The sequence below is a fragment of the Gottfriedia sp. ABJ_BB2_2 genome (assembly GCF_055484705.1).
Genome location: NZ_JBVFKR010000011.1, coordinates 55,131 through 71,199 on the forward strand (window position 1 = coordinate 55,131; position 16,069 = coordinate 71,199).

The 16,069-nt window shown below is 29.4% G+C and carries 11 protein-coding genes; 2 read left to right on the forward strand and 9 right to left on the reverse strand.

Annotation, left to right across the window (positions count from 1 at the left end):
• Positions 1-81 precede the first annotated feature (81 nt).
• Positions 82-2,310, forward strand: a complete 2,229-nt coding sequence (locus ACX6U0_RS18380) for an MMPL family transporter (protein WP_464961317.1) — start codon at positions 82-84, stop codon at positions 2,308-2,310.
• 327 nt (positions 2,311-2,637) lie between these two features.
• Here ACX6U0_RS18380 and ACX6U0_RS18385 read toward each other — a convergent pair whose 3' ends face one another.
• The 3 genes from ACX6U0_RS18385 to ACX6U0_RS18395 form a co-directional block, all read right to left on the reverse strand.
• Complete coding sequence (locus tag ACX6U0_RS18385; RefSeq protein ID WP_464961318.1) at positions 2,638-2,787, reverse strand: hypothetical protein; 150 nt, start codon at positions 2,785-2,787, stop codon at positions 2,638-2,640.
• Positions 2,788-2,940: 153 nt separating this feature from the next.
• The gene (locus ACX6U0_RS18390) at positions 2,941-4,656 is read right to left on the reverse strand and encodes a methyl-accepting chemotaxis protein (protein WP_464961319.1); all 1,716 of its coding nucleotides are present in this window, start codon (positions 4,654-4,656) and stop codon (positions 2,941-2,943) included.
• Positions 4,657-4,764: 108 nt separating this feature from the next.
• Entirely contained in the window at positions 4,765-5,418 is a 654-nt protein-coding gene (locus ACX6U0_RS18395) for an EAL domain-containing protein (protein WP_464961320.1), read from the reverse strand.
• 676 nt (positions 5,419-6,094) lie between these two features.
• Between ACX6U0_RS18395 and ACX6U0_RS18400 the strand changes: the two genes are divergently transcribed.
• Complete coding sequence (locus tag ACX6U0_RS18400; protein WP_464961321.1) at positions 6,095-6,781, forward strand: response regulator transcription factor; 687 nt, start codon at positions 6,095-6,097, stop codon at positions 6,779-6,781.
• A 580-nt stretch (positions 6,782-7,361) separates the two neighbouring features.
• Here the strand turns inward: ACX6U0_RS18400 and ACX6U0_RS18405 are convergent.
• From ACX6U0_RS18405 to ACX6U0_RS18430, 6 genes are all read right to left on the reverse strand, one after another.
• Complete coding sequence (locus ACX6U0_RS18405) at positions 7,362-8,396, reverse strand: hypothetical protein (protein WP_464961322.1); 1,035 nt, start codon at positions 8,394-8,396, stop codon at positions 7,362-7,364.
• Positions 8,389-9,618 carry a hypothetical protein gene (locus tag ACX6U0_RS18410; RefSeq protein ID WP_464961323.1) on the reverse strand — a complete coding sequence of 410 codons (1,230 nt, stop codon included), beginning with the start codon at positions 9,616-9,618 and terminating at the stop codon, positions 8,389-8,391. Before ACX6U0_RS18410 ends, ACX6U0_RS18405 begins: the two co-directional genes overlap by 8 nt.
• Positions 9,619-9,834: 216 nt before the next feature.
• Positions 9,835-10,620, reverse strand: a complete 786-nt coding sequence (locus ACX6U0_RS18415) for a type II toxin-antitoxin system PemK/MazF family toxin (protein WP_464961324.1) — start codon at positions 10,618-10,620, stop codon at positions 9,835-9,837.
• 160 nt (positions 10,621-10,780) lie between these two features.
• The gene (locus ACX6U0_RS18420) at positions 10,781-12,622 is read right to left on the reverse strand and encodes a TnsD family Tn7-like transposition protein (protein WP_464961325.1); all 1,842 of its coding nucleotides are present in this window, start codon (positions 12,620-12,622) and stop codon (positions 10,781-10,783) included.
• A 29-nt stretch (positions 12,623-12,651) separates the two neighbouring features.
• The gene (locus ACX6U0_RS18425) at positions 12,652-14,400 is read right to left on the reverse strand and encodes a TnsD family Tn7-like transposition protein (RefSeq protein WP_464961326.1); all 1,749 of its coding nucleotides are present in this window, start codon (positions 14,398-14,400) and stop codon (positions 12,652-12,654) included.
• An 11-nt stretch (positions 14,401-14,411) separates the two neighbouring features.
• On the reverse strand, positions 14,412-16,067 hold the full coding sequence (locus ACX6U0_RS18430) for an ATP-binding protein (protein WP_464961327.1): 1,656 nt from the start codon (positions 16,065-16,067) through the stop codon (positions 14,412-14,414).
• Between the last annotated feature and the right edge of the window lie 2 nt (positions 16,068-16,069).

Below are 16,069 nucleotides of genomic sequence, written 5' to 3' on the forward strand. Positions count from 1 at the left end.
ATTAAAGTTCTTGATTAATTAACCTACCAGTATATATAATTAATAAGAATTATTCATACAAGATAGAAAGGTGGACCACTAATGAAAAGACACCCATTCAACTCATGGGGAAAAATGGTTGGAGGACAAAAAACTAGATGGCTAACCATTTCTGTTTGGGTTTTATTAACCATGTTTTTATCTATTTCATTTCCGTCTGTAAATGAAGTAGAAGATAACAAAGCAGACAACTTACCCAAATCCTCTATGTCACAAAAAGCTGATGATGTCATAAAGAAAGAATTTCCGAATGACTCGGGTAGCCCTTTATTAATTGTTTGGCATAGGGATAATGGTTTAAACGATGATGATTACCAAGCAGTTCAAGCACTTTATAAGGAATTAAGAAAAAATACGTTAGATAAACAGAAATCTCTACCTCCTTTTGATACGTTGCCAAAACCTGCGCTGATCCAAAGTGCATCAAAAGATAGTACGACTCTCATTACACCTATTTTCTTTGATGAAAAAGCAGAAGATAAGACATTACAAAATAACTTAAAGAAGATTAAATCAATAGTAAATCGCACTAGCGGAGAAGACCCATTTGTTAACAAACTTGATGATCCTGGGTTACATATTCGCTTTTCAGGACCTGTTGGCATTCAGACAGATGCTGTTAGTCTTTTCTCACAGGCTGATATTAAATTACTAATATCTACTGTATTACTTGTATTGGTATTTTTAATTCTTCTATACCGCTCACCTATCATGGCAATTGTTCCATTAATAGTTGTTGGTTTTTCTTATGGAGTTATTAGCCCATTATTAGGATTATTAGCAGAAAAAGGAATCATTACAGTTGATTCGCAGGCAGTTTCCATCATGACCGTTCTATTATTCGGTGCTGGAACAGATTATTGCTTATTTTTAATTTCTAGGTACCGTGAATACTTACTTATTGAAGAAAGTAAATTTAAATCATTACAACTCGCAATAAAAGATTCAAGTGGTGCAATAACAATGAGTGCACTTACAGTAGTATTAGGTTTAGCTACATTACTACTTGCTGAGTACGGTGCATTTCATCGGTTTGCTATCCCATTTAGCTTGGCAGTTCTCATCATGGGTATTGCAGCCATTACTCTTCTTCCTGCTATTCTAGTTATTTTAGGAAGAGTTTCGTTTTTTCCATTTATACCGAGAACGACAGATATGGAGATTAAACGAGCAAATAAAAAAGGGAAACCTTTGAAAAATAAAAAATCAAAAGTAACCCTTAACCAAAAAATAGGAACTTTAGTTACACGTAAACCATGGAGAGTCATTCTTCTTTCAGTCTTACTTTTAGGTGGCCTAACTATCTTTGTACCAAAAATTCAGTACACCTATGATTTGTTAGAGTCTTTCCCTAAAGACATGCCATCTCGAGAAGGATTTGAATTAATTTCGGATCACTATTCATCTGGTTTATTAGCACCTGTTAAGCTTGTGGTTGATACAGAAAACAAAACTATTCCTTTGAAAGAAGAGCTAGAAAGACTTACTTTTATAAAAAACGTCTCTGATCCTCAAGTTGGTAAAAATAATAAAAACCTACAACTATATGAGGTTTCTTTAAAAGATAATCCTTATTCGAATAAAGGTATGGAACGCATTCCGCAACTTGAAAAACAATTAAAAAACACTTTAACTAAACACAGTCTTTCGAGTCAAAACTATTGGATAGGTGGAGAAACTGTTACAAATTTAGATACGAAAAATACAACTGAAAGAGATCAAAAAATTATTATTCCAGTAATGATTGGATTCATTTCATTGCTATTGCTATTCTATTTACGTTCTATAACGGCAATGGTTTATCTAGTATTAACGGTAATTTTATCGTATTTCTCTGCATTAGGTGCAGGTTGGCTTATTCTACATTACGGTTTAAATGTACCTGCAATTCAAGGATCGATTCCTTTATATTCATTCGTGTTCTTAGTAGCCTTGGGCGAAGATTATAATATTTTTATGGTATCTGAGATTTGGAAAAATAAAAGAAAACAAAACCATAAAGAAGCGATTGCAAATGGGGTTTCGAAAACTGGATCAGTCATATCATCTGCTGGATTAATTTTAGCTGGAACGTTCTTGGTACTGGCTACATTGCCAATACAGGTTTTAGTACAATTTGGAATCGTTACATGCGTAGGTGTTTTAATAGATACATTTATTGTCCGTCCGCTCCTAGTACCTGCAATTACTACCGTGTTAGGAAGATTTGCTTTTTGGCCTGGGGAACTTTGGATGAAAAAGGATGAAAGTCAGGTTGTTGAAAAAGGCTAATTTCATTAAGAAAACTTATAGTTTTATGTTAAAGCTCCAGTTTGATAAATTGATGATAATAGAGCACCACCTGACTGTAGTCCAATAATTTATTTAAGTATAGACAATAACATAAAAGAAAAGAGGCTATAGTAATTTTAATTTACTTCTAGCCTCTTTTCCTCTTCTATATTATTAAGCTTTGATTGTTTTAGAAATTTTTATGGTAATTATATTTATAAATGCCTTAAGATTATTACTTATTTACTAAAAGGTATCTTCATTAATCTATATTATTCGAATAAAAAAACATAGGGAGATTTTAGTCTTCCTATGTTTTCATTCATATTATTTATCTGTTTGTTTTTGCTTCTTTTTCAAATACTCTGCACGCATTTTCTCAAGTTGCTGCTTTTTATCAAATTTGGCAGGCGTCTGTTTTTCATGAAACTTTGTCACAGCTTTCTGACCTTTAGTATCCAATTGATATTTTCCCACTTTGTTCACCTACTTTTCTTGTCTTTAAAGAGAGTCTATTCAATTAATATAATATACCTTATTTGCTGAAGTAAACCTTATTACTTTATTTGTGTACTGCTAACCTTGCATATATGCAAAAAAACAGTGACTTTTATGCCACTGTAAGATATATCAAACTGTAAAAATACTTGTTTTCTCTTTTAATTCCTCAGCCATCTTAGATAATGCAATTGAAGAAGCAGCAATTTCTTCCATTGTTGCTAACTGTTCTTCCGTTGCAGCAGAAATATTTTGCGTTCCGGCTGATGAAATTTCAGCAATATTACTTATTTCACCAACTGCTCGTCCGATTTTCTCTGTTCCTGCAACTAATTCTTGGACAGAAGAAGAAACCTCATGTATTTGATTAGTCACTTCATTAATTGAGCTTTGGATCTTACTAAACGAAACTCCTGCGTTATTTACGCTTTCTGTTCCAATTTCTACTTGTTCAGTTGTTATTCCCATTGATTCCGTTGCATTTTTTACTTCTGTTTGAATTGAATTAATTAGTTTTGCAATTTCCTTAGCAGAATCTGCTGATTCTTCCGCCAATTCACGGACCTCCGCAGCAACAACTGCAAATCCTTTACCTTGCTCTCCTACACGTGCTGCTTCAATTGCAGCATTTAGTGCTAGTAAATTCGTTTGATCTGCAATATTTGTAATTACACTTACAATATCACCAATTTCATCAGAGCGTTCACTTAACACATGAATAACTTGACTTAATCCACCAATGGTTTCATGAATTGAGGACATTTGTGCAACTGCTCTTTGAATCACTTGACTTCCTTCAGTTGAAAGGTCTCCTGCTTCTATTGCAGCATCATTAACTTTTATTGAATTATTTCCGATAGTTTGAGCTTCTCCAATCATACTTTGAACAGTGGTTACTGTTTCTTCTACTGCCCTAACCTGGTTATTTGAACCACTTGCCACTTCTAATGTAACAGAAGCAATTTGCTCACTAGATTCACTAGTTTGTTCAGCACTGGCAGATAACTCTGCCGAAAATGCAGCTAGCTGATCAGTCGTGGCTTGAACCTGTCCAATTAGTTGTCTTAATGTTTCAGTAGTTTGATTAAATGCAGACGATAATACACCTATTTCGTCCTTTGAAGAATAATCAACTGTATGAGTAAAATCTCCATCTCGAGCAGCTTCTAACGCTTCTACTAATCTTTTAACAGGATTAACTATTTTACTTGCGATAAAATAACCTATTATAATTGTTAAGATTAATATGCCAATAAATACGCCAACAAATTTTATAATGGCTGAATGAAATGTCTTTGTACTTTCATCAATAATGTCTTTGGCATATTTTATATTTAATTCATCTAATTGATTTCCTTTTGCAATGATTTGATTCAAAATTGGTTCAGTCTTTTCATGAAATAATTTAATACCTTCATCATTCTTATTAGCTTGTCCTAATAGAAATACTTCATCTATACCAGTACCGAATTTTGGAAATAAAGTATTTATTTCATCCAGTACAGCTTTCTCATGATTTGTTAGATTCGCTTTTTTTAATTCTTGAAGTAACTTTAGATTTTCATTATATTTGCTTTTCAAATCCTTACTTATTACGATTGATTCGTTCGCATTTATAACTGTTAGACTTTTCCATATATTTACTAAGATAGCTCGATTATTTAAGCGATATTTCGCTAACGTTATACTAGGTTGTAATCTATCCCTATATAGTTCTTCCGTATTGTTATTTAAAGTACTCATACTTTTAAAACCAATAATTAATAGTGTTGACATAGCAATGACAGAAACTATAACCAAAATCCCAATTTTTTTAAAAATGCTTAAATCCTTAAGTTTCATATTCATACTCCTACTCCTTTCAAAATTAATATTTATTTTCTAATACTCTACTAGTACCTAAAAGTAATAATTTTTTTCACAAATATAACTGTGTATTGTTTATAGTTAGTATGATTAACATAGTTCATCTTGTTTGCTAAAATAAACTTTTCTCCTTACCAATTTTGAATGGCAACTTTTAAATTGTGCTAGAAGCTTTACAATTCTTTGTTTTTCTAGTGAACTACTTAAAGACTTTGCAAAATATCGATCTAATTTAATAAAGTCTGGATCATATTCAATCAAATTTTTAAATGAAGCTGCTTCAGTCCCTATATCATCAAGCGCAAACTTAAAACCTAACTCTTTTATTTTTTTTATTGTTTCTTTTAGAATCGATTGTGACCAAAGCTCATGCTCATGATAGTCTTCGTTTAATTCGAAAACGATTTGGTTATTATTAATACTATTGCTTGAATTTATTTCCTCAATTATTGAGAGAAAATCCGAGTCAATAACTGTAGAAGGAAATATATTAATAAAAAAATTACAATTTAAAAATTTATTCATTTCAATTAATGCTTTATTAATAGAATGCGTATCAAATTTAAAAAGTTGATTATTTTTTCTCGCATTTGAAAATAATTCTTTTACTTCGTAATCTTTTGACCTTAGTAAAGCCTCATAACCAAATATCTCTCCATATCTCATATCAACTATCGGTTGATATACATGAAATATATTTTGAGTAGTGTTTTCCTGGTAATTTGAAGTCAATATTTCTTCCATAAAATTAATCTCCTAGGTATAGCTTTATGTTATATATGGTTACTTACAAACCTATTATGGTTAATAAATAAACCAATTTTCATGGTGTTGCTTTAACTAATTACACTATTGATATATTTAGCAAAAAAAATTAAATTGGGGTGCATAAAATCGATTAAAAATTTACAGACTCAATTAAAGAAAAAAGAATTAACATTAAACTTTGATGATTATCTTTTTTTCACAATTTTAATCCCTTCTATAGAAATTAACTTCTTCACTCCATATGTTAAATAGTGGTTTTGTGAAAAAGTATTTGATCATGCGCGCTGAATAAATAATAATATAAACCTGAATGTACATTATGACTACGTCTTTTTTTACCGGATAAAACGATAAAAAGATAACAAGTTCTAATAATTTTTTTCTTTACGAGACTATTTCTTCAATAAAACGAGACACAATTAGATTATTACTAGACTTCTGTTATTAAGGCTCAGTCGTATTATTTATAAGATCAAATATGATGAATTTCTTTAGTCATTTCAATGTAGATTATTATTTTTTATTGTTCACAACGGTAAAAAAATACGTGGTAAAAAAGTATGGCAGAGTTTATATTTTAGTTGTCCACTCGAACTAGTTAACCAGACAAGTTTACGTGACCAAATACACAAATAAGCCAGGAGTGACATATATGTTAACAACTAAGATTAACCATACGAATAAAAAGCAAAACACTATTATTTTTGTTGAAAATGAATTATTTTTATCTGGTATTGTGAGGATATTGGAGTGTTATCTAATTGAAGTAAAAAAGTTAAGCGATATTCAGGAAGCTTTTCGCCCTAACATTGAAGGCAAGATTTTAATTTGTACAGTGCTATCAAATGAAATGGAAAGTAGCGTCAAAGAAATTCGTAAAAATATTTCAATAAATATCATCATTATTAAAGACCAACTTGATTTTAATGAAATCGAACAGTTCATTGATTTAGGGGTAAAAGGCGTTCTCTTAGCAGATTTAGATGAAACTCATTTAGTCAATACAGTTAAAGAAGTTCACTCAGGTAATTTATTTATTGATTTTCGATTTACTAATACAATTATGAACGAATATAGATCGTTTAAAAAAATATGTAATCAATTAAAACCAGTTAATACAAATGTTCTTTCAACTATCTTAACCAATAGAGAATTAGAAATATTTAAGTTATTAGTGGAAGGATGCTCAAATAATGAGATTGGAGAAAGGCTATATATTTCAAGCAAAACAGTAAAGAACCATGTTTCAAGTATTTTAAACAAAATGGAAGTGAGCGATCGTTTAAATGCAGTAATTAAAGCCGTAAGAAACAATTGGATTAAAATAGAAGCTTGCTAACAATTAATTTTATTATCTGGATGAATACTTTCAGTCGGTCCAGCAACTGAACGTTGAGATTTTGTTTGTTCAACAGATCATTCGTCAAACACGATGCTGTTAGATGAGTGCATTCAAGCGATAATGTTTTACTTAATGGACAATCTATCCTGCCATTTAGTTGAATAAGGACTTTCCATTAATATAAGAAAAGAGGCTAGTGTAATTATTACACATAGCCTCTTAAATATTATTAAGCTTTTATTGGTTTTCTAATAACTACACGCTCATCAATTTCACTTACATGAAAATCTTCTTTAGTTGGAATATTTTCATTTTCGAAATTCATCATGCTATCCAACTCCCATATTGGTTGTTTATCTGTATACGAACAATAAAGTTGGAAAAAAATATTATTACATTATTAATAAATATTTTTATGAATAATTTATTATTTACAAAAAAAGTTGGAAATTTTTTTCAAGTTCCTATAATATAGGTACTTATATTATCATTATGAGGAACGGATTTAATATTCAATTATACAAAAAGACGTTGGAAATACTCCTACGTCTTTTTATTAATTTAATTTAGATAAAATTTAATTATTCTCCAAATCATCAAAAGATAATTGAGTATTTTCAAAAACTAATTCTGCTAAATTTAAAAATTCGGGTGTAATAATATAAGATCTTATTTTTCTTGCTGTTTCCTGGTTCACTCTCTTAATAACATATGCTTGCTTGGAGCTGTCAAAATCAAAACTCAAACCTTTATTACTCAATTTCGTAAGTGCTTCTCTAACATACTTTTTAATAAGCGGTTTCATATGCTTTTGTGCTTCACTAGACCAAACATTCCATACGGGGATCGATTGTTCATATAATGTTTTTAACTTTAATTCAAATTCGATATAACCAATATTTTTACCGATTAATCTACTTAAAGTTAAGCTTACCTTTTGCTGCAGTGATTTCAATGCTTTGGGGTCTTTTTTATTAATGCCTGGATCAATTGGTATCAAATTAATTAACATAGGATTACCATTTTGAATTATTTTAATTCTTTCTTGCTTATCTTCTTCTACTATATTTAAGTAAACATCATTGTTATATACTTCGATTCCCGCTATAGTTACAGGTAGGTTGTCTACTCCTGCATTTTGAACAACCTCGGATAAGCTTGTTAAAGTTTCTTTTTGTAACTCTACATCTTTATTTGATACTGCATATATAATTTTATTTTGCTTACTTAAATGATTTGATTCATCAGTTGTTGTTATTCCTAGATATTGCTGAACATGATTATTGTTACAACTTAAATAGCCCAAAGCTTGTTTTGTATTTCGTTGATTATAATCAACATTAAAACCGTTCACCTTACATTCAAGCAATATTAATGAATTAACTTCTTTGTTTTCATATATTATTTCAGGTTCAACACTTGAATTAATTTTGTGCTCAATATGATTTTCTATTTGAGATTTGTTGTCTATTGGAACAAGAATTTTCTGACCTATAATTTTAATAACATAACCTTCTCTATTAAGGTATGGATAAATATTAGATCCATCTGGATATTCTAAGCCCATATGAATAAATGTATTTAGTTGAAACAATGGATCAACATTAATCATAAAAATTATCACCTTTAGAATAAATTGTTAAATTTTTATTAATCATATCCTCATACTTAGTATTCCCTATCCAAACTTCTAAACTAGGTTGGATAAATCTCTGAATATTTGTAGCTAATCTATGTATTGTATTACCACATGTTCCCCTTGGTAAAAATATAATAAATTCATTTATTCCTAAATCCATAATTACTTCTTGCCATAAGTGTAAATCAAGTCCATAAATGTGAGCTCTATCTTCCTTAACCCATTTTGGTTCTGCAAGAATCCTAAAAGGTTCTTTTCCTTTTGCAATAATGTTATTTACGAAATTCCTTAATACGTTTTTGGAAATTTCTTTCTCAAACTTAAATACAATTGGTCTCCCCTTAAAAGACATTGATACATCATTTTGAGGGGACTTTATAGTTTCATAGTCCAACCAGGCACTGTATTCTATATCTTCTGTTACCTTTTGATATGCTTTAACAGTCTGTTTTATTTGAAATCTATGATCATAAAAATTATTCGATCTATTAGTTACTTTACCATTGTGGTAAAATAGATGCCCACCTTTTCCATTTTCTGCGTAGGTAGGAAATCTCATCGAAGTTATAGAATTAAACTCCGGAAATAATTTTCGTGCTGCACCAATATGCTCAGTAATTTGCCCTATCTCTTTTGATAAAGTAATCTTTGAAGGTTCATCTGAAAATAGATAGTCCTCTTCTGGCTCCGATTCATTATTATCCGAGTTAAAATTAAATAAATTTTGATACTCAAAATTCATTTTTATATATTTACGTGGATGATGTAATTCTTTAACTTGGTTTAAAAATGAATTAAACATTTTTCCAGATATCCATAAGGAATCTATAAAGGTTGAATTCTTAGATAAACCTGTTGCAAATTTGTCTGTTATATCAGCATTCTGTAAAGAATAAATTGTAAAAAACCTATTATTTATAAGTTCCAAATATCCATAAGGAGTACGACTATCACCAAGCAGAAATAGGCCCTCATCGATTTGTTTATAATCAAGTTTTTGAAGTTCGAAAATTTCCTCTAATCTAAAATTATCTCTTAATGTAATTCTAGATGAAATTTCTGAATCATCATTGAAAGTCTCGAAAATATATGATTTTAATAGTGACTGATTTGTTCTGTAATTATCTATTTCACTTTTCGAATTATTAACATATTCATCTAAATAATTAAATATTGAATCTCTCGTTAAGTTCATTTTCACACTCCTTAACATTTTTTTAATTTAAAAATTCTAGCAAGATTAGTCTAATAATAAAAAAAATCCCCACTAAATTAGAGGAGATTTTTTCGAAGGAAGAAATTCTTCAACCTTCCGTAAAGCTGCGCACAGTGCGCGGGGATGTAATAATCCAAAATATATATAATTTATTATATTCTAATTTTAAGAATGGAGCAAGGAATTTTTTGAAATTTAAGAATGAATTTTTTCTGCTTCCTGGTTTTTATAATTAGCTATTTCTAAACAAGCTTTATCATATAATTGTTTTAGCATTTGGTATTCATTAACCAGTTCAGATTGTTTTTCCTCTAAATTTTGATATTTTTCCTTTTCTTTTTCTAATTGTTTATTCAGTTGGATTCTTTCTTCAAAAACTTTAGGTAGGAAATTCTTTAATATAATTTCATCAATCTGATCTAGTTTTTCACTACCAATATTTATAATGGAATTATCTTTCTCCAATGGTCTAACTACTCGGCTTTTATTAATTACTCTAATTTCATCCACTAGAGCTGCACATGGATGATAAAGTCCATTTGATTCATCTAAATCAATATGCATTTCTTCTAAATCATTGTACTTAGAAGTTGTAATAGGAGCAACTAACATAATATTTTGATTATCATACAATACAACTGCAAAATGTTCAAAAGTTAATTCACTACTGTAATGACCAAACAGCTCCACTAAAACTACATTACCTCTAGAGTAATTTGCATAAGAAATATCTCCTTTTTTATCAGAAATGTAACTTTGTAATCCCTTCATCCACTTTAAACCATACTCCTGATTATATGTAATAATAGTAGAATAGAGCTCATCCAATAAATCCTTTATATCTATCTTACATTGAGCATCCTCACTTACTTTTGGAACTACATATGCAGAATTATTTTTTTTAGCCTCCTCATGCTCTTTCAATTTAAATCTAACTCTTTTTTTGAACTCATTTATTTCTTTAATTGTTTTTATCGTCATTGCTTTTCCCCTAATATTTTTACCTTAGGATAACACTATATACAAAATAGTGTAAACAATTTGATAATACTAGTACATAATGTTGTTTCAGTACAAGAACCTGTCACGCTGGTTTCATTTTTCTTCCCTTTTTTAATAAGATAAGGTGCATTAATGTACTTTAGATATTGTTTAAATGATTGATTCTATTAATTATATAATCTCTTACTTCATTGCTACAGTTTTTATAGAAGTCACTATCTGACATTAAACTACTAAGCGTAATATTCTTACGACCTTTCTTCCTTAGTCTTTTAATTTTGTCATCCAATTTCCTTTTTTGATATTCTTCAATTGGTTCAATGTATTTTTCTATAGTAGCTTCAGATTTGGGCAAATATTCTCTTGTGAAGTCCTTACCTCTTCTTAAGCGATTTTGATCTATACTAGATAATTTATTAATCAGTTGTGACTTTTTAATTCGTATTGGTGGAAGTTCTTGGTAAATTTCTTCAGCAATTACTTCTATTTTACTTACAAGTTCCTTATCCACTGTTTCCCAACAAAATTGATTTCGAATCTTCTTACCTAAGCTACTTTTTTTATTATTTAACTTATATTCTTTGCCATAAGAGACTCTAAATAGGTCATTTCCTTCCTCTTCCGTGAGTGCTGAATTCTCTTGAGTACTTTTTTTAATCTCTCCCTGTATATTGTTTCTAATAACAGTTCCAACTTGTTTAGATGATACTCTGGCCTTTATAGCAATTTCTTTTATTTGAGTACCACTTGTGTAGTCATCAAATATGCTTTCCTCAAACAACCAACCAAACCTTATTTTCTTTTCGCGATTATGTAACTCTCCTTTGTTATCTTTATCCCATACTCTAGAGTATCTCATTCCACAACATTCACACTCTATTACTAATGAATTGTGGCTATGCCTATTTACTCTTCTTTTATATGAAAGAATGGTATTCCTTCTATAATTTTTACAATATACATTTATACATGGCCATGGACCAGACCTTTTTATAATAAAATCACCTGACTCATTAAATCGGGTAATTCCCAATCTTTCTTCGAAAAATTTTTTAGTATTTTCTTTGAAAAACATCATAAGAAGAATATATAACTGGTAACGTTGCATTGAATTCTTGTGAAAAACTCCATAAAATACGTACTTTGATTTTATGTAATTTATACTTAAACCAATTTTATTAATGGCATCCTTACCATAATGATTTATCAAGTCATCGGACAAACTATCAATCCTTATCGTATTTTCCGAGATAAGATAATTTTTTCTTTCTATTAAAATCATATACTTTTTTATTATTTCCTCTTTATATATGTTCATTTTTTTGTCAAGAATGTATTCTATATTTCTTAAAAAGGTTAATTTAAATTCATCTTGATATGAAATAATTTTCTCCCTTAAATCATGTCCATTATTACATTTATGTGATGATAATAATATTGTATTATTAGCATTACATAAGTTTATTAGGCAGACAGGACACTTAGTTATTAACTTATTTTTGTGTGTAGGACAAAAATCTAAAAAATCTAATTGATGAATCCTATGTATATAAACTTCACCGTATCGATTAGTATCATCATCTAAACAACTTGGACAATATCTAATATCTTCTGATAATATATTTTGACTTCTATTACTCAAAAGACTTGCAAGATTACTTGGGTTATTTCTCCTCCCATAATTGATTTCATTCAGTATTAATTCAATTCGATCTTTTGAAATAAATGGGTAAACGAGAGGCAAAAATGTATGATTCTGAAGAATATTATATACAAAGTCATTTGATGATTCTGGTATTTTATTAACTAAGTTTTTTAGATTTCTTGGAAGATGTCTGTTAATATGTGTATTTAGATTAAACAACTCCTGTTTACTTTGTCTAAATGTAATGTTTCCAGAACGTTTATGATATCTGTAAACCAAGCTTCTAAAATCTTCGTCAGAGTATGGCTTAGGAAAAAAAGATAAATCCTCTCCCAAAATTATCTCCTCCAATTGTTTCTCTATATTTAATTATTTCTATCTAGATATTCATCTATCTTCTCATTAATAACATTAGAGATAGTAGAACCTAGGCATGCTTTTCTGATTATTTTCCATTTCTTTATTTCAATGTTATTACTTTGCATATCCTTAATAACTCTTTTAATTCTTCTATCTTGATACTCACTATAAGATTCAGAAAGCATGATTAAAACGATTTTAGATAGAAACAATTTATTTGTTTTTTTCTCAAGAAGGCTCTTATGTCGTCCCACTATTCTTCTTAATAAACTTTTAGTAACCCTCCCATGATATTCAGAATTTATCAAATCTATTGAAGTTTTATATATAATAGATGCTAAATCACTATCTCTTTTTTCCCAATCTACTTTTGTTTTACTAGTTATATTCTTCCTTTTGTCTGGTATTTCTTTCTTTAGGTTATTCAAACCAAAATTTGAACTTTTATCTACTGATTTAATATTCAGGTTCTTTTGTTCGATTTTAGAATATTTTATTACTGTATTGACATCAACTCCTAATCTTCTTGCAATTTCTCTCATAGAAATACTCTCTTTAAGTAGCTCATCTAGTTTTATAAACCACAAATTCCCGAAATTTTTAATTCTACCAATCCTGAATTTATCGTCTCCAGAAGTATCTGGCCCCCGCCTTGAATAAGAAAAACCACAAACACACGTAAATGTACCAACAGGTAAGCCGGTTTTTGATTCTCTTTTTATTTCTACATTATCGATTATAAATTCTCTATAATGATGTGAAGCTTTGTTTAAGCATGGAAATGGTGCTTTAAATATGCAAGCTTCCGTGCACCCAATTCTTTTACCTATATTCTCCAAGCTGATTTTCCCTAAAAAATAGAATAATATCATATATCTTAATGGATGTTCTTTCTTCGATGCTTTTCCCCTTACAAATTTATGGATCCAGGTTTCTGAGATATTATCATCAAGATCTACTTGCAGAAGTTTTAAAGTTGAAATTCCACAAAATCTGTTTATATCCTTAATTAATTCCTTAAATCTAAATCTATTAGTAAAAGTGATATAGCCTTTTTCTTTTAATTGATACTTAATTATTTCTTTCAACTCAATTATATTAGGAAGTTCTCCTATACCGTTTAGAATTAATGAAGTTTCTTTCGATATAAATAATAGTAGATCTCTATTTACATCGCTTGGAATATCAATTGAGTTTCTGTTTATAACCCCTTTATCTAACGTAATAAACTCATGCTTATTCTTCCTACCATGCATTTCAACAAATGAGTGTTTTAAAAAGCACTTGTGTATGTCACATATAAATACTCCTGGTAATTGATGTACTCTATGCCAATAAGCTTGTCCGTACTTGGTAACTTCTTGTTTATAGCATTTTTCACAGTACCTTAATTTTTCTGGGTAAGAGATTCTACTAGCTATTATCCCTAATGACATATGTATTTTATTGATATTATTGTAACTTTTCATCATCGCTTTTAATTCTATATAGCATTTATCCGATAGGAAAGGTTTATAGTAAGGTAATAACGTATGCCTCTCAATTAACATATTTGAATCAGTGTTATTTAAAGGAATATTTTCTACTAACATATCTAAGTTACAAGGAAAATCAACAACTGCACATATTGAGTTTTTAGCATATAATTCTCTTGTTGTACTTCTAATATTGATGTTCCCACTGAAATAGTGATATCTTGCCAGAATACTAAATAATAATTCATCATGATTCATGTTTGGAAAATAGCCAGACACTATATCTCTCCTTAAGAAATAAACTCATCAAACGGTGCAATAAACTTATTCTTTTCTAACTCTTCATGTATCGATAACTTATTTTTTTTAGCATTTATTCCGATTATTGGAAGTATTCCTTTATTCTCTGTTGAGTGATCTTTGTTTTTCTTTTTAGGTTGCTTTTCAATACTTTCATTCTTCTGTTTAAATAAAACTCTTTCTGCCACTTCTTTAAATACTTCAGACTCTGCAATCTCCTTGTTATTTAAAATATCTGATACAAGTTCTACTGCACTAGAATCATCTAACCCTAATGAGTTTGCTAATTCTTTTAATTTAATAAAGTTTATATTCTTATTCAAAGTACTACTATGAACATTATTAATATTTCCATATAAATTAGTTGAAGGTAATTGTTTAAGAATATCATCTACGGTCAGCCAATCTGGTTGCAAGTCTTCATACTTTTTCATATCAGTAATGTTTCCTATTCGAAGCGCCTTGAGAAATGGTTGTAAGACTTTAAAATTTTTCAGTGCAGTTTTTTTAATTAAAGATTCAGTTATTTTCTCTTGCCCTTCAATAATGGCTTTGAATTGAACATGAATAAATAAATTTACTATTAGACTTGTAATTCCTTGTGTTTCGTTATAAATAGTATTTTTAATTTTTTCTGTTAATAGAGCTTTGTTTGTTAAGTATTGAAATTCCCATAGTCTATTTATGAAAAACTCATACTCATTATCATTTTTCATTCTATCGACAATTTCCATTCCTTGCTGACTAATTCGTCTTCCATTAGCTAGTAATTTATCAAACAAATGCATGCTTTTATATGTTCCAACAAACAACAATGGTACCCCAAGTTGATTATGCATTTCTACGAAATAATCCAAGGTTTTCTGTCCCTCTTCACCTTTATTCATTCGTTGAATTTCATCAATTACTAATAAACCTAAGCAATGTAATGAGGCAACATGTGCCATTCTTTCTATTAACTCTGCTTCTGTAAGCCTCCTAAACTTTTTCAAATAATCTGTTTTTAGTATAGAATCTACTGCTTTGAAAAAATTTTTACATAGACTTGATCTTGATCCATTAAAAGGACATTCAATTTTTAGCCATACAATCTGTTTCAAGTACCCTAAATTAGGATACATATCTCCCTCTCCTGTATGAATTATTACCTGTGGATACAAAAGTAGAACTTCTTCAACTGCTGTAGATTTGCCTATTCCACTAATCCCAATTATTGCGTTACTAGAGGCTGTTGATCGATTTTTGTTTCGATTATTTTTTTCGTTTACAATATCTTTAAACCCTTCAATAAATTTTCTTGCAAATACTGGTGATGTAGGATTCCTTCCTACATATCCTGTTCTAATCATTCTTGAAACTGATAATTCAATATTAATATGGATAGGGAGAGGTTGTAAGAAATCACCTCTTATCTGTTCTACATGATGAAGTTTTACTTCTATAGGAGAATCTATGTCTTCTTTTAAAACTTTTGGTGATCTTGTTAACATCTCTACCACTTGTTTATTAGTGTATATTTGGGGGAGTGCTTCAATAAGTGGATTCTCACAATAATTTTTAACTTCTTGTTCTACATAGCTTGCTTTAATTTGATATCCCATTAATACTGAGCTTGCTAGCGAGTCATAATTACTTTCCATTTTCATTA